This is a genomic window from Caballeronia mineralivorans PML1(12), assembly GCF_001028175.1.
Classification (GTDB): domain Bacteria; phylum Pseudomonadota; class Gammaproteobacteria; order Burkholderiales; family Burkholderiaceae; genus Caballeronia; species Caballeronia mineralivorans.
This window is the reverse complement of the sequence record NZ_AEJF01000088.1, coordinates 39776-59264: the sequence shown is the minus strand read 5'-3', so window position 1 is coordinate 59264 and position 19489 is coordinate 39776. Positions and strand designations below refer to the sequence as shown.

General features: G+C 60.8%; 16 protein-coding genes. 12 read left to right on the top strand and 4 right to left on the bottom strand.

The features are described 5' to 3' along the window. Positions 1-102: 102 nt before the first annotated feature. Genes EOS_RS13785 through EOS_RS13775 form a run of 3 tightly spaced genes read right to left on the bottom strand, consistent with a single transcriptional unit; the run spans position 103 to position 5768 of the window. Entirely contained in the window at positions 103-3171 is a 3069-nt protein-coding gene (locus EOS_RS13785) for an efflux RND transporter permease subunit (protein WP_047847205.1), read from the bottom strand. After that, the gene (locus EOS_RS13780; RefSeq protein ID WP_047847204.1) at positions 3168-4340 is read right to left on the bottom strand and encodes an efflux RND transporter periplasmic adaptor subunit; all 1173 of its coding nucleotides are present in this window, start codon (positions 4338-4340) and stop codon (positions 3168-3170) included. Before EOS_RS13780 ends, EOS_RS13785 begins: the two co-directional genes overlap by 4 nt. A 6-nt stretch (positions 4341-4346) precedes the next feature. Further along, entirely contained in the window at positions 4347-5768 is a 1422-nt protein-coding gene (locus EOS_RS13775; RefSeq protein WP_053063871.1) for an efflux transporter outer membrane subunit, read from the bottom strand. 469 nt (positions 5769-6237) lie between these two features. Here EOS_RS13775 and EOS_RS13770 point away from each other — a divergent pair, with 469 nt between their 5' ends. From EOS_RS13770 to EOS_RS13750, 5 genes are all read left to right on the top strand, one after another. After that, complete coding sequence (locus tag EOS_RS13770) at positions 6238-6963, top strand: MlaA family lipoprotein (RefSeq protein WP_047847203.1); 726 nt, start codon at positions 6238-6240, stop codon at positions 6961-6963. A 93-nt stretch (positions 6964-7056) separates the two neighbouring features. Continuing rightward, positions 7057-7419: a hypothetical protein gene (locus EOS_RS13765; protein WP_047847202.1), complete on the top strand. Its 363-nt coding sequence runs from the start codon at positions 7057-7059 to the stop codon at positions 7417-7419. Positions 7420-7567: 148 nt separating this feature from the next. Continuing rightward, entirely contained in the window at positions 7568-8548 is a 981-nt protein-coding gene (locus tag EOS_RS13760; RefSeq protein WP_047847201.1) for a glycosyltransferase family 2 protein, read from the top strand. A 1-nt stretch (position 8549) separates the two neighbouring features. Next, a complete protein-coding gene (locus EOS_RS13755; RefSeq protein WP_235442807.1) occupies positions 8550-8963 on the top strand; it encodes a GtrA family protein in 414 nt (137 codons plus the stop codon). Between the two features lie 412 nt (positions 8964-9375). Next, positions 9376-9828 (top strand): Fur family transcriptional regulator, encoded by a 453-nt coding sequence (locus EOS_RS13750; protein ID WP_047847200.1) that lies wholly within the window; start codon positions 9376-9378, stop codon positions 9826-9828. Positions 9829-10715: 887 nt separating this feature from the next. Here the strand turns inward: EOS_RS13750 and EOS_RS13745 are convergent. Then, on the bottom strand, positions 10716-11447 hold the full coding sequence (locus tag EOS_RS13745; protein ID WP_047847199.1) for an IclR family transcriptional regulator: 732 nt from the start codon (positions 11445-11447) through the stop codon (positions 10716-10718). 159 nt (positions 11448-11606) lie between these two features. On the opposite strand from EOS_RS13745, the gene EOS_RS13740 reads away from it, so the two are divergent. The 7 genes from EOS_RS13740 to EOS_RS13710 all read left to right on the top strand — a co-directional run bounded on the left by EOS_RS13740 (position 11607) and on the right by EOS_RS13710 (position 19477). Then, positions 11607-12491: an aldo/keto reductase gene (locus EOS_RS13740; protein WP_047847198.1), complete on the top strand. Its 885-nt coding sequence runs from the start codon at positions 11607-11609 to the stop codon at positions 12489-12491. 17 nt (positions 12492-12508) lie between these two features. Then, positions 12509-13927: an aminotransferase gene (locus EOS_RS13735; RefSeq protein WP_407639135.1), complete on the top strand. Its 1419-nt coding sequence runs from the start codon at positions 12509-12511 to the stop codon at positions 13925-13927. A 275-nt stretch (positions 13928-14202) separates the two neighbouring features. After that, positions 14203-15537 (top strand): NAD(P)/FAD-dependent oxidoreductase, encoded by a 1335-nt coding sequence (locus tag EOS_RS13730; RefSeq protein ID WP_047847196.1) that lies wholly within the window; start codon positions 14203-14205, stop codon positions 15535-15537. Positions 15538-15565: 28 nt separating this feature from the next. Further along, entirely contained in the window at positions 15566-16726 is a 1161-nt protein-coding gene (locus EOS_RS13725; protein ID WP_047847195.1) for an ABC transporter ATP-binding protein, read from the top strand. Continuing rightward, complete coding sequence (locus EOS_RS13720) at positions 16727-17611, top strand: ABC transporter permease (RefSeq protein WP_082163342.1); 885 nt, start codon at positions 16727-16729, stop codon at positions 17609-17611. Then, a complete protein-coding gene (locus tag EOS_RS13715; protein WP_053063870.1) occupies positions 17608-18414 on the top strand; it encodes an ABC transporter permease in 807 nt (268 codons plus the stop codon). The genes EOS_RS13720 and EOS_RS13715 overlap by 4 nt, the downstream gene beginning before the upstream one ends. Positions 18415-18445: 31 nt before the next feature. Next, positions 18446-19477: an extracellular solute-binding protein gene (locus EOS_RS13710; protein WP_047847194.1), complete on the top strand. Its 1032-nt coding sequence runs from the start codon at positions 18446-18448 to the stop codon at positions 19475-19477. Positions 19478-19489: the final 12 nt, after the last annotated feature.

Here is a 19489-nt window from a genome sequence, read left to right as displayed (position 1 = left end):
GATGACGGACCCGACTTTAAGGCTCACCGACTTACTGCTCACTTACTCGCCAACCGGATTGCTGCATGCGAAAATACCGGGTCTGATGGCGCGAAACCGCGCTTATTGCGGGCTCTTGCGCAACGCGATCCATAGGCTCAGCGCCGCGGCTCTTCGTCTGAATGCATCCACGTAGGTGAACACCACAGGGACCACCAGCAAGCTCAACGCCGTCGATGTCAGCAGGCCGCCGATCACCGCAAACGCCATCGGCTGGCGAAAGCTGGCGTCGGCACCCAGGCCGAGGGCGATCGGCAGCATGCCTGCAGTCATCGCCACGGTGGTCATCACAATGGCCCTTGCCCGTTTCATGCATGCATCGACAAGTGCATCCACGATCGTCATTTGGCCCTGCTCAAGATTGCGGATGGCGTAGTCGACCAGCAGAATGGAGTTCTTGGTCACGATTCCCATCAGCATCACCAGGCCGACCATCGACGGAACGTCCAGCTCGCTGCCCGTCACAAGCAGCATGACGAAGGATCCGCCCAGACATAGCGGAAGTGCAGACAGGATCGTGATGGGCTGGAAGAAGTCTTTGAACAGCACCACGAGCAGCAGATAGACGCACAAGATGCCGGTGAACATGGCGATGGCAAAACCAGACGACAGTTCGGCCATGGTGTCCGCGTCTCCGCTGTCGAGCAGCCGGACATTGGACGGCAACGCGCGCACCGAGGGCAGCGCCTTGACCGCGTCCACCGCTGCGCCAAGCGCCGCCCCGCTCAGATCCGCGGTCAGGGAGACATAGCGCTTGCGATCGTACCGGGCAATCTCGGCCGGACCGCTGCCCATGGCGATATCGGCAATCGAGCCTAGCGGTACGAGGCCATCGCGGCCTTTGAGCCGCAGGTCGAATACCGAGCTAACGTGTTCAAGGGCTTTTTCCCCCAGCCGCACGCGGACGAAAATCTGCCGGTCATCCAGATTGAGCCGGGGCAATTGCGGATCGAAGTCGCCGCTCGTGGTGATGCGCACCGCTTCGCCGATGGTCGCGGTGCTGATGCCGCGTTCAGCCGCAAGCGTCATGTTGGGGCGAACCTCGATCTCTGGCTGCTCGATGCTGGCCGACGATGCGACGTTGAATAGTCCCGGGACACTGCGCATTTCCCGGGCCACCAGATTGGCGCTTTCAGTCAGCGCGGTGGTGTTGTCGCTGGTCAGGATCATCTCGAACTTCTGTCCGAGATCGCCGCCGCCCACCGAGAAGCGGGCGCCCGCTACGGTCGCAAGACGTGACCTGACCGACTGCTCGATACTTGCCTGAGACAGCCGCTGTCCGCGTGGTAATAGCATGAGCGTCATGGTCCCGAAGCGCGTGCCGGCGGTCTGGACAGAATCGAAACTCGTGGTCGCATTCCCTCCGGCGACGCTGAAGATCTGTTCGATCCCGGGTAATCCGGCCAGCGCCCGACGTGCGTCTTGTTCGACGGCGAGCGTCGTATCGAGCGCGCTGCCGGGCGACAACTCGACGTTGATCTCGATGAAACCACGATCGGAGGTTGGCACGAAACCCGTTGGTATCAGCGGGATCAGCGCAATCGAGCCCGCAAGCAACGCGGCAGTGAGAACTAGCGTGGTCTTCTTATGGGCAAGACACCAGTACACAAGCGTTCGATATCGCTGCATTAAGCGCGAGGGCTTGGGGTCATGCGGCGGCGAGTGACTGAGCAACGCGACCGCCATCATCGGCGTGAGCAATCGCGCGACCAGCAGCGACATCAGGACGGCGACAACGGCTGTCCAGCCAAACTGCTTGAAGAAAAGCCCTGGAACACCGCTCATTTGAGCGGTCGGTAGGAAGATCGCGACTAACGACAAGGTGGTCGCGGTCACCGGCAAGGCAATCTCGATCACGGCATCGGTCGCGGCCTGCAAGATGGGTTTGCCCATCTGCGCATGCCGTTCGATATTTTCAATCTCGACAATGGCGTCATCGACCAGTACGCCAATCACGACCGCAAGCGCCAGCAGTGTCAGGGTGTTCAGCGAGTAGCCCAGCCACTGCATGGCCGCGAAGGTCGGCAATATCGACAAGGGCAGTGCGGCTGCCGCCACCAGGGTTGCGCGGCTGTTGCGCAAGAACCACCAGACCACGAGCACGGCCAGCACTGCGCCCTCGTAGAGCATATCCATGGAGCCTTTGTATTGCTCCCTGGTGTAATCGACGGTACTCGATACCTGTCTTAACGAAAGCGCCGGGTCGGCCGCGCGAAGCGTTTGCAGGGCTTCTTCGACACGGGTCGCTATTTGCGTTTCGTCCGCGCCCTTAGCACGATAAATCCGGAAACCGACTACCCGGTGTTCACCCAATATGGCGGACTGTGTCTGCTCCGCGACGGTGTCGCTTACGCGAGCGACCTGGTCAAGCGAGATGGAGCGGCCATCGGCCAACGTGAGCGGAAACCTGTCGAGGTCCGCCGCCTGCGCAACGGTGCCGAGAACCCGCATGGACTGTTCTCCGCTACCCCAGCGGCCACGTCCGCCCGATGCGTCCACTTGCATGGAACGCAGCGCCCGCGAGAGATCCACGGCCGTCATTCCGGTGGATGCCAGCTTGACCGGGTCGACATCTATCCGCACCTCGCGCGTCACGCCGCCCACTCGCTCGAACTGAGCGACCCCCGGTACGGCGAGCACCGCCTTGCTGACGGTATCGTCGATAAACCATGACAGTTGCACTTCACTCAGCCGAGTTGAAGCAACCGCGAAGGTAATGATCGGGTTGGAATCGCTTCTTACGGCAGTGATGATCGGCGGGTCGAGATCGGCGGGCAGTTGGGAGCGGATCCGATCGATTGCATCCTTCGCTTCATTCAGTGCGTCGGAGATGTTGCGCCCAATGAAAAGCTTGACCTGGATATGCACCTGCCCGTCGACAATCTGCGTGCTCTGGTGCTTGATGCCTTGCAACGTGGCGAGCGCATCCTCGGCTTTGCGGGCGACATCGGCTTCGAGCTGGGCGGGTGCCGCGCCAGGCAGCGACAGGGTCACGTTGATCGTCGGTAGGTCGAGATCGGGCATGTTCGCCACGGGCAGCTGATGGAACCCCCAGAAGCCTGCGAAAGAAAGGAAGATGAATAGAACGATAACCGGGATGCGGTGATGGATGGACCAGGTAGCGAAGTTCATTGGCGCATCCCGCTTTTTTCTTTCTCCGCCAGCAGTGCAGGAGCCGATGCAAGCGTCACCAGATCGCCTTCGTTGAGCAGCCCTGCCCCGTTCCCGACAATGCGCTCCGTACCCGCAAGTCCATGCACGACTTCAACAGCGTTTCCTTCTCGCCGGCCGGTGGTGACTTCGCGCAACGAGACGCGTTCTATGCCGTCACGGTCGACCACGACGGCGACGTTATTGCGGCCGTCGTGCATCGCAAGCGCCGATGCGGGAATGACGAGCGCGTTGCTTTCGCCAAGCACGATGCGCCCGCCTGTGTACATACCGGCTCGCGCATGCGAACCCGGCTCCAGGTCGGCATAAATGAGTGCGACGCGCGATTGTGGATCCAGTGAAGGCGCGATTCTCCCGACTGTGCCACGAGCCAGCGTGTTATCCGGCAACAGCAGGACGATAGGCTGTCCGATACGAACCGATGCCACCTCGGCCGCCGTGACTTCTGCTTGCCACTGCAGCCGGTCTTGCCGGATCAGCCGGAACAACTCCTGTCCGACCGGCGCAACGGAGCCCAGCGTGGCAGTGCGCGCGCTGATGGTGCCGTCATCAGGAGCAAGGATGCTGGCGTTTTGCAGGTCGATCATGCGGGCCTGCAGTTGCGCGCGCGCTGCGTCTTCCTGCGCCTTGGTCACTTGTGCAGTCGTCCGGTATTGCAGCAGATCCTGCTTGCTGATGCCGCCGCTATCGTTCATTTGCAGCGCACGCGATTCGTTCGTCCGTGCCTGTTGCGCGCTTGCTTGCGCCTGTGCGAGTGCTGCGGCACTTTGCGCGGCGACGGCCTTGAGCATCGTCGTGTCATAGCGTGCCAGCAACTGCCCGCGCTTTACCACGCTGCCAACGTCTACCTCCACTCGCGTGAGACGCTCGCCCGTCAGCAACGATCGAATCGATGCTTCCTGCCAAGGCGCAATGGCGCCCGACACGTCGATCGATTCGGCCCAGCGTGCGTGACGGGGCTGCACCACGGCTACCGTGAGCGCGCTGGCGGCAGGCGGGGGTGGTGCAGCCGGAGCGTGTCCGCGCATTGCAATCCCGGCTACCATCGCCGCGATTAAAGCGGCTGCCAGCACCGCGATGGCGAGCTTGCGCTTCGAGACCGTGATCGGCGTAGTAAAAGGCTGGGACATGTCGTGTCAATCCGGTTCGGTAGGCGTGGTTGAAAACGTGGCGGCATTGCCCGATGCGCGGACGATATCCACCCAGGCTTGCACACTCGCTCGCGCGGCATCGACGGCCGTTTCGTCTGCGGCTTCTCGTTGCCGGCGTGTGTCTTCAAGCTGGAAAACGTCGATCGCACCGGCGCGCCATTGCGATTCGGTAGCGTCGAACGTCGCTTGATACGCGTCGCGTGAACGCTGTGCGGCAGCAAGACGCTCGGATGCATGCGCCTGCTCGGTGAGCGCGTCCTCGATGTCCTGCGTGGTATTGCGCAAGGTCGTGTTCAACGACGCGAGCGCGGCGAGATAACGAGCGGTAGCAGCGTCGACCTGGGCTGCACCTGCGCCGCCATCGAAGAGCGGAGCGCTGAGCGTGGGGATCAGCGACCAGCCGAGGAACGCAATGGTCGTTCCGGACGCCGAGATCCAGTTACCGCTGAGCGCTGCAGTGAGGTTGAAGATAGGCAGCCGGTTCGCGCGCGCAACGCCGATCTCCGCATAGGTCGCCGCGACTTCGCGCTCGGCTGCGATCACGCCCGGATGACGCGCGAGGACGAGGGCAGGAAGCGTGAGCGTAGCGGCCGGCGGCTTGGGAAACGTGCTGCCCTCGTAGTTCGTCAGCTTAGGCGGGCTTGCCGGCGACCGCAGTCGCGTCTCGATCTCCGATGCGGAAAGACCCGTCAGGCCGACGAGCGCGTCGAGGCCCTTGACGCACGATTCGTCCTGGCTCACCAGACCGACTTGTGCGTCGGATACGCCGCTAAGTGAACGGCTTGCATCGACAGGTGCTGCGAACCCCAGTTCCACTCGCCGGCGTGTCAGCACCAGATCTCTTTGCCTGGAAGCAATGTCCTCGCGCTTTAAATCCAGTATGAGCCGGCATGCGCGAAGCGACATCAGGGTGCCCGCCACTTGCGATGACAGCAACAAGCGCGCTGCCGCCGCGTCCGCGGTACGAGCATCGAGCCGCCGGCTTGCTGCTGCGCGCGTGTCGCGAAGACGGCCGAACACGTCGATTTCCCAGGCCAGAGAGGGACCGCCGATGACCGAGCTGCCGACTTGAGCCGTGTTGTTTGCAGAGCCGCTGCTGCCCTGGACGCGCGCCCGGCCTGCACTTCCGTTCAAGGTCACGTGAGGGCGGCCGAGAGATGTCTGCACACCGAGCGTGGCGCGCGCCTCGTCCAGATGCGCCGCCGCCAGAGCGAGGGAGGGGCTACTGGTAAAGGCGGTTTCGATCATGTCGTCAAGCACCGGATCGTTTAGAGCAACCCACCATTGTTCGGAGGCTGGTAACAGTTTCTGCGCGTATGGCGGTTGATTCGCCCACGCCGCCTGGGCGCCAAGAGGCGCAGGTGAATAGGGCGCCTGCAGCGCGCACGCGCCTAATACGGCAATCAACGGCAGAGCGCTTGCCAGTCGTTTGGACGAGGCCTTAGCGGAATCACTACGGGAATCAGTAAGCAATGTTGCCGCCCCGCTTGCTGAGCCTGCCGAGAAGATCAACCGCGAGTCTTGCCCGCAGCGAAGTGTTTTTGTTTTGACTGCGCATGTCGCTCATTTAAAAACCGTGCATGGGTGTAAGAGCGATTCGACCGGGCGGATGAAAAGGAGCCAAGCGTACTCATCCGGACAAAGGTTTCGATCAGCATCGCTCGTTCGCTGACGCCTGCCAGCGTGCAGCCGTAATACTTACCCCGTACTTACAGTTCACAACGGCTGCGCGGGCCGCGAGACGATCCTGTCTTTTCGGCGCGCGCCGGTAAGTAACCAGTAAGTCGCCGGGGCCGATGATGACTTCGACGGTCGAGTGCCACTCATCCGAGTCAACGCCTCCGGTCGTCATCAACCTGTCTTCCAGGAGTTCCGCATGAACTACCGCTGCGGCAGCGCGCTCGCGACGATCGCTGTGTCGATCTTGCTTTGTGGATGTGCGACTGGCTCCCAACGCACCGCCGGCGATCCGCTCGAGCCCATGAACCGTACGATCTACTCGTTCAACGGCAAGGTCGACAAGTACGTTGCCAAGCCCGCGGCGACCGCTTATCAGAAGGTCGTGCCGTCACCTGTCCGGACTGCCATTGGCAATTTCTTTTCCAACATAGGCGACATCGGCAACTTCGCCAACGACACGCTGCAGTTGAAAGCAACCGACGCCACCGAAGACCTGATGCGCTTCGCGTTCAACTCGACGTTTGGTATTGCCGGTTTCATCGACTTCGCAACCCCGGCAGGCCTGCCTAAGCACCATCAGGATTTCGGTCTCACGCTTGCGCACTACGGCGTGCCGATTGGCCCTTACCTCGTGCTGCCGCTGTTTGGGCCGAGCAGCGTTCGTGACGTAAGCAAAGTCGTCGTCTCGAGCGTGCTCAACCCGTTCTCCGCAGCGCCAATCGCCGTACAAGCGTCCGTAACCGGTGTGCAGTTCGTGAGTGACCGCGCCGATTTGTTGAGCGCGACCGACCTGCTCTCACAAGCCTCGCTCGACGAGTATTCATTCACACGTGACCTTTATCTGCGTCGACGCAAGATGCTTTCCTCCTCAAAGCCGGATGATGCTGAAAAGCCTCCCGTCTACATGGACGTCGCTCCATAGGAGCGCCTTTAAAAACGGCGAGCGGGTAAGTAGCGAGTAAGTCGAGTGCGTTGAACATGACCTTGTGTTCAACGGATTGCGGGAACGGATGCCATGAAACCAAGTACAGCGATAGCGTTACGCGCGAACGTGGTGCTTTTCTCGACGTCGACCGGTATAGCAAGCGCTCCGTTCCTTGTTAGCGCGATCCTGTTTGGACTCCCCGAAGGCGGCACACCCGCGTTGCCCTATCAGATCGGCATTTTTGCGGGTGCGCTATTCACGATGGGTTTTCTCCGATGGCGCGCCCGGCTCGCGTTTGACGCGGCGTATCGCGCCGGCTTGGTCGAAGTGAACGAGCATACGGAATTTCGCGCGTTGATTTCGCCCGACTGCCCCCAAGCGTGGCTGGTCCAGTTACACATCGAGTTGCGCGGAGGCGCGGTCAACACTTCAGCGTACGTCTCGGATCATTAGTGCTCGCTCGACTAACGAATGCTGCGTGGTCCTATCAGTTAAAGCCTCGTGTGGAGAAAGCCGAATGACCGAATACCGTAGCCGGCAGACGAGGTTGCGAAGTGCTCCGAGCGCAGCAGTTCGATGTGCAAGGGGTCTTCCGTCAATATTGCCGGATCTTACGGCCGCTGAATCCAGACCTCTGTTATCGATCGTTGCGCCGGTATGGAACGAAGAGCAGGTTCTGCCCGAGTTTCATCGGCGGCTTGCCGCAGTCCTCGACAGGCTGGATGCAACAGTCGAAGTCATTTACGTCAACGACGGCAGCACGGACGGCACATTGTCGATCGTGCGGCAATTGCTTGCATGCGATCGCCGCATCAATCTGATCAACCTCTCGCGAAACTTCGGCAAGGAAATTGCCATGACCGCAGGGCTGGACCACGCCTGCGGTGAGGCCGTGATCATCATCGATACCGACTTGCAGGATCCGCCGGAACTCATCCCCGAGTTGGTGCGCCTCTGGAAAGCGGGGCATGACGTCGTCTACGCGCAGCGGGAGGAACGCAAGGGAGATTCGTGGTTGAAGCGGGCGACAGCGTTTTGCTTTTATCGCATCGTCGAGAAGATCAGTGAGGTTTCGTTGCCGCGCGATGCAGGAGACTTTCGGCTACTGTCGCGGCGAGCCGTCGACGCCCTTTGTCAGTTGCGCGAGCAACATCGCTTCATGAAGGGTTTGTTCGCGTGGATTGGCTATTCGCAGATTGCGACGCCGTACCGGCGGGACCCTCGCTACGGGGGCGAAACCAAGTGGACTTACTGGAAGCTCTGGAATTTTGCGCTGGAAGGCATCACGTCCTTTACGACGGCTCCTTTGCGATGGGCAACTTACCTCGGTTTGTGCACGGCCTTGCTATCGTTTTCGTACGCAACGTTCGTGTTCTGGAAAGCGCTTGCCTACGGTGATCCGGTGCGTGGATATCCCTCGCTTCTGATCATCATGCTGTTCCTCGGCGGCGTGCAGCTGATGACGCTCGGTATTATTGGAGAGTACGTCGGGCGCATGTTCAACGAGACAAAACATCGGCCGCTTTATTTCGTCGATCAAGTCGTCACGCAACACCAGGCTACGGTTGAAACCATGAAGTGACGTGGCCGTCGCGACGCATGGACCTGAATCCAAAATGAAAAGACAGATCCAACGTTTCGCGATCGCCGGCGTAGTGGGTTTTGCTGTCGATGCCAGCGTGCTCTTTCTCGCGCTCTTAGGCGGACTGGGTTATCTGGCAGGCCGGCTCGTTTCGTTTCTGGCCGCAGCTTATGTCACGTGGCAAATCAACCGGCGTTTCGCTTTCCGTGGATCAAGAAAAGAAAAATCCCATGGTCAGTGGTGGCGATATCTTGCCGTGATGGCATTCGGCGGGGGGCTTAATTTCGCTGGCTACTGCGCTGTCGTTCACGTGCTTGGCCACGGCACCGTTTTCATATTGCTGGCCGCCGCCGCTGGATCGGGCGCAGCGATGGTCATGAATTTTTCCGCGGCAAAATGGTGGGTCTTCAAGTAACGGTTGGGATGCGGTCCGACACTGGGCCTCTTTTCATTGCGCGACGGTAGCGCCACGATCGGGAAGAGCCGCCCGAGATCGATCAAATCAGGCTAAGCGGTTTTCCACGAAGACCGACGCTGAAAAAATTCTATTTCCTTCGCTTGCCGCAGCAAATTCTTATCGCAGAGAGTCCATGGCTTGTTGATCGACGAGGTTGCTTAAGCGATCCTTAAGCAACGGATCGTTACAGTTCGAGCGTCGGAAAACGCAGTGTTCTATCAGCTGCGGCTGACCGCAATGGTTCGATTCAACTTGGACAGGTCTGGACAGCCCAACTAAATGCCAATTCAAATAAACGTCGATCTGTATAAACGAAACCGATCCATTCCTATGGTTTTTTGTCCAGCCAGCGGTGAGATGGAAATTTAACATGCCTATCGACGTTGCCGAGGAACTGCGTAGGGTTGGGTTGCGGGCGACCGTGCCGCGAATGAAGGTGCTGTCGTTTTTCCTCGATGAGCAGCAAAGGCATTTCACTGCCGAAGATGTTTGCCGGCAGGTCGCCGACGAGAAGCTCAACATCAGTTTCGGGAGCATCTATCGCGTGCTCCAGCAGTTTGTTGACGCAAAGATACTGCGGAGCGGGACGTTGCACTCGACCAAGATTGTGTACGAGTTGAACAACGGCCAGGATCATGACCACGCTATTTGCATGAGCTGCGGGAAGATCGAGGAATTCTACGATCCGGTATTCGACGCGAGGCAGAAGGAAATCGGCGAGAGCGTGGGCTTTTTAGTCGTGGGACGTCAGCTGGTGCTGCAGGGATACTGCGTAAAATGCCGCGCCACGGCGCCGAGGCCCACGGGCGATGCGGAGGGGTGATAGCGCGTTATGCCTTAGAAGCTGTTGCGAATTAGTTTTTCGCTCGCGCCGGTGGACGGGGTTTTCGTTCGCACTCGGGGTTCTGTTTGGGGATTTTGGGGCGGGTGGTCGGGGGTTGATGCCGGGTTGCTTCTTTCTGCGTCCGTGGCCGGTCTATGCTGGCTGTTCTCTTTATCACTATTAGCCACTGTGCGTGGCGCCCGTCGTTTCTTTGTCCAGGGAAAGCGACAAAGAAACGAAGCAAAGAAAGCGCTTTCCAACCATCGGCAAGTTAGTGTCTCTAGCGTGCAGGCTAGAAGTTTCTGGCACCTGATAGCACGGTGCTCGCCAGACTGAAGGATGTTTGAAGCCCGACCTCTCCGAACACAGATACCCACACGCTTCGCCACCAGTGACTGAATCTGCCACAGGTTCACCCCGCGCTATCCGCGTACAACCACCTTAAGAAAGAAGCACGCAGATCACGTAGCCAACCCACCACGAAATGAGGCAACCAGCACACGTGAGGCCGTGCTGGTCCGTGGGCCATCGTGCTTGCCCGAGAGCGTTGGGGGCGAAGCGTGTTCGTGTCAGGATTCGCGAGAAGGAGGGGTTCAAACATCGGAGAGTCTGGCGAGCACCGTGCTATCAGGTGCCAAAAGCTGAGGCCTGCACGCTAGGGACACTAACTTGCCGATGGTTGGAACGCGTTTCTTTGCTTCATTTCTTTGCGCGTTTGCAAAAATGACGTGCCGCCACGCACAGTGGCTAATAGTGACAAAGAGATCAGCTAACTCTCGCAGACCACTAACGCCGAAAGCACCAACCCGGCACCGACCCCCGACCACTCGCACAAATATCCTGACCAGCCCGGCGTACGTCATGCCCGCATAGGGAGTCAATCTGCTCTAAACGCTGATGGCTGCCGCTGCCTTTGCAACGGCTTTGCCCCATTCATCGAGACGTTCAGGTTCGTAGCGCGATTCGGGCATGGAGATGCAAATGCTGCCGACCGGGACGCCGTCTGAATCGATGATCGCGGCGCCGATCGCGCACACCGCGCGTCGATACTGCGAGAGGTTGATTGAATATCCACGCTGCCTGATGCGCTCGAGTTCGAGCCTTATCTCGACGGGGTCGCACGGCGTGGTGTCGCTGAACTTCGTCAGGTCGCGGCTCAGGATTTCCTCCACCTGCGTCTCGCTCATGTACGCGAGCACGGCAAGGCCCGTTGCCGTCGCGTGGAACGGGCTGAGATCGCCAATCGGACTGAACGTCCTGACTGTCTGTGTGCAATCCGCGCGATCGATGAGTACCATCGACTTGGTGCTGTCCGGGATCGACAGGTGAATGGTCTCGTTGGTCAGGTCGCGAAGTTCACGCATCGGCTCGCGTGCAGCGGCATACAGCGCGCCGCCACGAAGCGCGGCGGGGCGCACGCCGAGGATCCGGGCACCCACTTCCCAGCGCGTCAGATCGCCTCCGGTCTGGCGCAACCAGCCGGCTTCGAGAAAGGTCAACAGCACGCGTTGCACGCTTGACTTCGGCATGTCCAGCAAACGCGCCAGCACACCGACACTGACCGGCTGGTTCTGCGATACCGCCTCCAGGATCTCCAGGCTCTTCAACAAACTCTTCATTCACTCCTCCTGTGACTTGCGGCTGCAGGGACGCGCGCGCTCGTCGTTTGCTTGCACAGCAAAAAAGCGCGTGTTACTTTGCGCATAATAAATCTGGAACGCCGTGCCGTATTATGGCACGGCGTCAAGAAATCTCGAAGCACCCGAGCCTATTTTTCGATGACATTTCCTGTTCCCCTGCCTGCGTCCTTGCAGGTAGTCGCAGCTAACGGCGCCCGGATTCCCGTGATGGGTCTGGGCACGTGGCAATCCACCCACGATGAAGGCGTCCGCGCCGTGCGTGCAGCGCTCGATGCCGGATATCGGCATATCGACACGGCCGCTCGCTACGAGAACGAGCAGGCGGTCGGCCAAGCGCTCGCGGCGTGCGGCGTGCCTCGCGACGAAGTGTTTGTCACTACAAAAGTCTGGCATACCGAACTGCGCGCGCCCGACTTCCGCCGCGCGGCAGAAGCGAGCGTCGCTCGGCTGGGACTCGATCACGTCGACCTGCTGCTCGTGCACTGGCCCAATCCCGACGTGCCGCTGGACGAGACGATCGGCGCGCTCTGCGACGCGCAACGCCGCGGCCTGACGCGGTTTATCGGCGTATCGAATTTTCCCGTGGCGCTGCTCGATCGTGCCGTGGCGCTGTCGTCATTGCCGCTGGTCGCGAACCAGTGCGAATACCATCCGTATCTCGACCAGACCAAGCTGCTCGCTGCCTGTTCGCGGCACGGCATGGCGCTGATCTCGCACTCGCCGCTTGGCAGCGGCAAGCTGCTGGCCGACCCGGTTATCGCGGAGATTGCTCGTCAGCATGACAAGAAGCCCGCGCAGATCATCCTGCGCTGGCTGATCCAGCAAACCGGGGTCGCGGTGATCCCGAAGTCGTCGAATCCGGTACGCATCGGCGAAAACATCGCGATATTCGATTTCGAACTCGATGCGGCGTCGATGGCGCGCATCAGTGCACTCGCTCGCGCCGATGGCCGCGTGAGCAAGCCGGCCTGGCATCCGGAATGGGATGTCCCGGAAACCTCCTTACGCGCAGCGAAGCCATGAACCCCATCGACACAATCATGAACCCGGCAACTGCTTCGGCAACTGTTTCGTTAAGCGAAGCAATTCTCGCAACCGACCGACGCCACTTCATGCACCCAGGAACGCACGCGTCCGACCATGCATCGGGCGAGCTGGAAGGGCGTCTGATGAGACGCGCGTCGGGCATTCGCATTGAGGATCACGTGGGACGTTCCTACATCGATGGATTCGCCGGCCTGTATTGCGTGAACATCGGTTACGGACGCGAGGAGATGGCCGAGGCGATTGCAGCCCAGACCCGCAAGCTGTCGTTCTATCACACGTATGCAGGCTTTTCGAACGACCCCGCTGTCGAGTTGTCGCAACGGTTGATCGAGGACTGGTCGCCGCCGGGCATGAAGAAAGTGTTCTACGGCATGTCCGGGTCGGACGCCAACGAGACACAGGTGAAGCTGGTCTGGTACTACAACAATGTGCTCGGGCGGCTGGCCAAGAAAAAGATCATCGCGAGGCATCGCAGTTATCACGGGTCGGGCATTGCAACCGGCAGCCTCACGGGACAGGCAAAGTTTCACGCAGCGTTTGATCTGCCCATGCCGCAGGTGCTTCACACAGCCTGTCCCGACTTCTATCGCGACGCCCGGCCGGGTGACAGTGAGGCCGCGTTCGTAGCGGATTGCGTCGAGCAACTGGAGCAACTGATAGATAGCGAAGGGGCAGACACAATCGCCGCTTTCTTCGGCGAACCGGTCATGGGCTCGGGCGGCATTTTGCCGCCGCCGGCCGGTTACTGGCCGGCCATCCAGGCGGTGCTGAAACGGCACGACATCCTGTTCGTCGCCGATGAAGTCGTCTGTGGTTTCGGGCGGCTTGGTTCGCGCAATGGGTCGGAGCATTACGGCATCGAACCGGACTTGATCTCGGTCGCGAAGGGACTCACGAGCGGGTATCTGCCGCTGTCCGGCGTGATTGTCGGCGAGCGGGTATGGGACGTGATCGAGCGCGGTTCACGGGAGCAAGGTGCAATGAGCCACGGATGGACTTACTCGGGGCATCCAGTGTGCGCGGCCGCCGCGCTGGTGAATCTCGACATCCTCGAGCGCGAGCAATTGGTGCGCAATGCCGCCAATGTCGGCACTTATCTGCTCGAGAGCCTGCACGCCTCGTTCGACGATCACCCGCTGGTCGGCAATGTGCGAGGCGCGGGGATGCTGGCCGCGCTGGAACTGATGGCCGATAAAACCGGACGCACGCCGTTTGCGCCCGCTCTCAAGGTCAGCAACCGGGTCGCGCAGGCGGCGCTTGCGCGTGGTCTGATCGTGCGTCCACTAGGCATTAACGACATCATCGGATTCGCGCCGCCGCTGGTCGCCACGCGCGCGGATATCGACGAGATCGTGAGCATTACGCGGCAGGCGCTGGATGCAGCGAGCGAGGTATTGCCCGTGCCTGACTAATGCATCGCTACCTTTAGCTACACGCGGGAACCGCGCGCTATCGGCGTGCCGCACCCCCATGATTCACCACCCTCGAACCTGGCGAGCGTGGTGTTTCGCGCTGGCTGTTCAATCGCCCAGCGCAAACGAAACGACGTAAATCCCCCATTTTTGTGACTGCTTGCACGCGACAAATGTGCGTGATACTTTGCGCTTCAACGAGTTTATGGAACGACGTGCCGCAATGTGGCACACATTAGGCTCGAACCGCATCAGACCCAACCGAGGACCCCATCGTGCCGACGCGCAGCCAAGTGTTTTCCTCCGATTTCACCGAGACCCCGTACTGGTGGAAAGATTGGCATCCGCACAACGACCTGATGTCCGAGATACCGCGCGATGTCGACGTGACAATCGTCGGCGCGGGCTATGCCGGGCTGTCGTGTGCGCTCGAATTCGCGAAGCATGGCTTGAGCGTGGCCGTGCTCGAAGCCGATGTCCCCGGCATCGGCGCGAGCACGGTCAGCGGCGGACAGGTGTCGGGAGGGGTGAACGTGGGTAAGGCGCCATCGGGCAAGAAGCTCGACAACGCTGTATCGGAGCAACGCCAGCAGGCGCTGTTGCGCGAAGCAGCCGCTTCGTATGGCGTGTTCGAAAACATCCTCAGGGCTAACGCAATCGAGTGCTCCTATGTGAAGGCTGGCCGCATCAACGCGATGTGGACCGACGCGCACATGGCCGCGTGGAAGAAACGGATCGTCAACCTGAACGCCTATGCGTCGGCGGGCGCACGGATCCTTTCGCGCGAGGAACTGCGCAACGAACTGGCAAGTGACATCTACGCAGGCGGTGTGTTGCTCGAACGCGCGGGTCAGGTCCATCCATCGATGATGTTTGCCGGCCTGCTCGCCGCCGCGCGCCGAGCGGGCGCTACGGTATGCAGCAAGGCCCCGGTCACGAGCATTGCGCGTTCGGGGGCGGGGTATCGCATCGAGACCTCGCGGGGGACGGTCGCGAGCCGGCACGTGGTGATCTGCACCAACGGTTATACGGGCGAATCGATGCCCGATCTGAAGCGTCGCGTGGTGCCTGTCGTGTCGCATCAGATCGCGACCGAAGAGCTTCCCGCCGACTTGCAAGCGTCGTTGATACCGAAGCGTCGCGGCATTTCGGAGACGCGCCGTGTCGTCAATTACTACCGCTATTCGCCGGACGGAAAGCGTTTCCTCTTCGGCGGCCGCGCGCGCTTCTACAACCTCGACCGGCGCCGGTCGGGCGCGATCCTGCATGCGCAAATGGTGGAGCGGTTTCCGCAGATGGCCGACGTCAAGGTCGCGTACAGCTGGGGCGGCACGGTCGCGCTCACCCTCGACTTCCTGCCGCATCTGGGCCGCACCGCCGACGGCATTCACTACGCGCTCGGCTGCAATGGCAGCGGCGTGGTGATGATGACCTATCTCGGCTACAAGGTCGCGCGCCTGATCCTGGAGGGACAAGCGCCTGAGGTCAGCGCCTATGGCACGCCGATGGTCACGCACGCGCTTTATCGCGGCAAGCCGTGGTTCATGCCGGCGCTCGGGAGCTATTACCAGATCCGCGATGTCATCGACAAACGCAGGCAGCGCGCCTGAGCGGCACGCTCTTAACCGGGGACCTTCCATGATGGAAACAGCGTTCAGATCATCTTTGCAAAACAGTGCCGAACGCTCGGAGCGCTTGCTGCTCGATGGCGTGAGCAAGCGTTTCGGCGCAGTCACTGCGCTCGAGACGATGACGCTGGACGTGCATCCGGGCGAACTCCTTGCGTTGCTCGGGCCATCGGGTTGCGGCAAGACGACCACGCTGAGACTGATCGCCGGATTCGATCAACCCGATACGGGAACGGTGAATATTGGCGGTCGCGACGTCACGAACCTGCCTCCGGACAAACGTGGCCTGGGCATGGTGTTCCAGAACTACAGCCTGTTTCCACACCTGAGCGTCGGCGCGAATATCGGCTTTGGGTTGCGCATGGCAGGCACGCCGAAGAGCGAGATCGCGGCGCGCGTGAAGAAGATGCTCGAGACGATCCGCCTGCCCGGCATAGAGGCGCGCAACATTGCGCAACTGTCGGGCGGTCAGCAGCAGCGGATAGCTTTGGCGCGGGCATTGATCACAAACCCGTCCGTGCTGCTTCTCGACGAACCGCTCGGCGCGCTCGACAAGAACCTGCGCGAAGGCATGCAGTTCGAACTTCGCCAGATACAAAGCGAGCTGGGCATTACGAGCGTGATGGTCACGCATGACCAGGAAGAAGCGCTGACCATGAGCGACCGCGTGGTCGTGATGGACCGCGGGCGCATCCTGCAGACCGGCAGTCCGCGCGATGTCTACGAACAGCCGCGTACGCGTTTCGTGGCGGAGTTTTTGGGCACGGCGAATGTGATCGAGTGCGAGGTGACCGGGCGTCATGCGCGGGCCGTGAAGCTCCGGCCGCACTGGAGCAAGGCGGAAATCGTGGTTCCGGTGCGCGACGTCAGGCTCTCCGGCGAGCATGCGGAATTTGCGATTCGCCCCGAGAAAGTCGTGCTCGACGCGCCGCAATCACATCACGTCCGTTTCGACGGCCATATCGTGCAGCATGTGTTTCGCGGTGCGCACCACGCGTATCGGGTCGACGTCCCTGCGCTCGGGCGGCCGGTCTACGCGTACGAAATGGCGACATCCTCCGCGGGTGGCGGCGCGCGACCCGCGGGCGCGAACGTGGTTGTTTCCTTCGACGCCGAGAGCGCCGTGCTGCTCGAATCCGAAACCGGGCAGGCCTTGGCGAAGGCGGCGTAAATGCAGACTGTCAACGCATTCGCAGCGCAGCGGGTCGAGACGAAGGTCATGAAACGGCGTGTGCGTCCGAGCCTGCTCTACGTGCCCGCGCTCATCTTCCTGTGTGTATTTTTCCTCGCGCCGCTGATGGAAAACGTGCTTCGCAGTGTGGCGCCCGCACATGAAGGAGGCGCCGTCAGCCTGCGTTTCTACACGAAGCTGATCAGCGATCCTTATTACCTTCGCGTTATTGCCAATACGCTGAAGGTCAGCTTCGTCACCACGGCGATTTGCGCAGTCGTGGGCTACCCGGTGGCGTATTTCCTCGTGCGGCGTGCAGGCCGCTTCGGTCCGGTGCTGCTGTTCCTCCTCGTCGCACCGCTGCTTACGTCGATCATCATGCGCACCTTCGGCTGGCGCATCCTGTTGGCGCGGCACGGCATGGTCAACGAGGCCCTTCAGGCGCTGCATGTGATCGACCGGCCGCTGAACGTGCTGAACAGCGCGGGCTCGGTTTACATGGGACTGGTCCACGTAATGGTGCCGTTCATGGTGCTTTCGATTACGCCGGTGTTGCAGGGCGTGGACCGGCGGCTTGAAGAATCAGCACGCATCCTCGGCGCCGGAGCGCTACGCACCTTTCTCAACGTGACGCTGCCCTTGAGTATCGAAGGCATTGTGACCGGATGCATTCTCGTGTTCATGCTGACCAACGGCAGTTTCGTCACGATGCTGCTGCTCGGCGGTGGCCAGGTTGTGACGCTGCCTGTGTTGATCTTCCAGCAGTTCAGCCTGACGCAGGATATCGGCTTCGCGGCGGCAATGGGTAACCTGCTGCTTTTCATCGTGCTGGTTTGCCTCTTCGTGCAGCAGCGATTCGCGAGCGGCTGGGGAGCGCGGTCATGATCGCCTTGCTGCGCAGGACGGGCGTCGCGCGCGTGCCGTTGTCGCTCTATAACCTCCTGTTCTTCACGTTCCTCGTCGCGCCGATCGTCGTGGTCGTAGCTGCGTCGTTCACGGCCGGCAACGCGATCACGGTGCCTTATCACGGGGTGTCGTTGCGCTGGTATCGGCGGCTGATCGAATATCGCCCGTTCATCGATTCGCTGATGACGAGCGTCTATCTCGCGCTCAGTTCGGCGTTCGTCGCGATCCTGCTGGCCGTGCCCGCCGCCATTGCACTTGGCCGTAGCCGCAGTGCCTTCGCCGCGGCGCTGACGACCTTCCTGCTTGCACCGGTCGCGATTCCCGCCTTGGTCATCGGTTTTTCGCTGCTTTATTTCCTCTCGAGCCTGGGCATCGGCGTGTCGTTTGCCGCGCTCCTGATCGCGCACACTGTTATCTCGGTGCCGTATGTGATGCGCACGGTGCTCGCGGTGTATCGCAACGTCGGCATCAACTTCGAGGAAGCCGCCGCTGTGCTCGGTGCGAACCGCTGGCAGCGTTTCTATTTCGTGACGCTGCCGCTCATCAGTCCAGGCGTATTCGCCGGCGCACTGTTCGCCGTGCTGATCTCGCTCGACAACCTGCCGGTCTCGTACTTCTTCGGCACGGCGAACGTAACGACGCTGCCGGTCGTGATGCTGTCGTACCTGCAAAACCAGCTCGACCCGGCAATAGCCGCAATCAGCACTGTGCAGATGCTGATTGCTATCGGTTTGCTGCTGGTGGTCGAACGCACCTACGGACTGCGTGCGCTCAATGCATGAACTTATCTTAACTTCTTGCCACGAGGCACCCATGAGATCGAGCCGGATTTTCACCTCAGGCGCTGTTTTCGCTTTGACAGCAGCGCTATCGCTATCCGCACACGCCGCCGACCTGACCGTTACCGCATTCGGCGGATCGTGGGAAAAGGCGTACCGCACCTGCTTCGTGCAGCCGTTCGAGAAGGCGACCGGGAAGTCCGTTGATGTCGTGTTGGGTAACCCGCTGCAGTGGGTCAACCAGGTGGCGGCGAATCCTTCGAAGCCGCCCATCGATGTAATCGTCAGTACGCCTGAAGCTGCGTACAAGGCGATCTCTCTGAATTTGCTCGACCCGGTGACAGCGGCGGATGTGCCGAACGTCGCACAACTCGATCCGCGTCTCGTGGCCTACGGCAAGGGCTATGGCTTTCCCATTACATTCGGCGATTTCGGCCTGATGTACAACACGAAGACCGTTAAAAATCCGCCGAAGACGTGGAAGGAATTCGTCGATGGAACCGTGGCAGGAAAATGGCAGGCAGCGTTGCCCGGCATTGCGTATGTCGCGACGCCGCCCGGCCTGATCACGCTCTTCACGAAGGTCTATGGCGGATCCAGCACCAACATCCAGCCGGCGCTCGACCAGATCAAGCGCATGTCGGTGAGCGGCAACGCGACGTTCTACAGCGACCCGAACACGCCGCTCATGTCCATGCGTTCCGGCGACGTCGACATTGCGATGTACTACGACGGCCGTGCCTGGGCCGAGCATGACGCGAACAATTCCGACATCGGTTTCATCAGTCCGTCGCCGGGCTCGGTGGCATTCCCGAACATGGCGCAGAAGGTGAAGAACGGCTCGCCGCTCGGCCGGCAATTCCTGAACGAACTTGCTTCCGCCGAGGGCCAGAGCTGTTTCGTCAACGCGATGCAATACGCGGCATCGAACCGCAATGTGAAGTACGACCCGCGCGTGGCGCCTCGCATTGCCACGAAAGACAAATCGATCTGGGTGGAGTTCGAGCAGGTCTCCGAGCATTCGCCGCAATGGATCGAACAGTGGAACAAACAGATCGGCCACTGACAGGCCTCGCGG

What these genes read in the sequence shown, in the direction of transcription:
- EOS_RS13785 (WP_047847205.1), bottom strand. Translation starts at nt 3,171, where the DNA reads ATGAACTTCGCTACCTGGTCCATCCATCACCGCATCCCGGTTATCGTT.
- EOS_RS13780 (WP_047847204.1), bottom strand. Translation starts at nt 4,340, where the DNA reads ATGTCCCAGCCTTTTACTACGCCGATCACGGTCTCGAAGCGCAAGCTC.
- EOS_RS13770 (WP_047847203.1), top strand. Translation starts at nt 6,238, where the DNA reads ATGAACTACCGCTGCGGCAGCGCGCTCGCGACGATCGCTGTGTCGATC.
- EOS_RS13765 (WP_047847202.1), top strand. Translation starts at nt 7,057, where the DNA reads ATGAAACCAAGTACAGCGATAGCGTTACGCGCGAACGTGGTGCTTTTC.
- EOS_RS13750 (WP_047847200.1), top strand. Translation starts at nt 9,376, where the DNA reads ATGCCTATCGACGTTGCCGAGGAACTGCGTAGGGTTGGGTTGCGGGCG.
- EOS_RS13745 (WP_047847199.1), bottom strand. Translation starts at nt 11,447, where the DNA reads ATGAAGAGTTTGTTGAAGAGCCTGGAGATCCTGGAGGCGGTATCGCAG.
- EOS_RS13740 (WP_047847198.1), top strand. Translation starts at nt 11,607, where the DNA reads ATGACATTTCCTGTTCCCCTGCCTGCGTCCTTGCAGGTAGTCGCAGCT.
- EOS_RS13735 (WP_407639135.1), top strand. Translation starts at nt 12,509, where the DNA reads ATGAACCCGGCAACTGCTTCGGCAACTGTTTCGTTAAGCGAAGCAATT.
- EOS_RS13725 (WP_047847195.1), top strand. Translation starts at nt 15,566, where the DNA reads ATGATGGAAACAGCGTTCAGATCATCTTTGCAAAACAGTGCCGAACGC.
- EOS_RS13720 (WP_082163342.1), top strand. Translation starts at nt 16,727, where the DNA reads ATGCAGACTGTCAACGCATTCGCAGCGCAGCGGGTCGAGACGAAGGTC.
- EOS_RS13715 (WP_053063870.1), top strand. Translation starts at nt 17,608, where the DNA reads ATGATCGCCTTGCTGCGCAGGACGGGCGTCGCGCGCGTGCCGTTGTCG.
- EOS_RS13710 (WP_047847194.1), top strand. Translation starts at nt 18,446, where the DNA reads ATGAGATCGAGCCGGATTTTCACCTCAGGCGCTGTTTTCGCTTTGACA.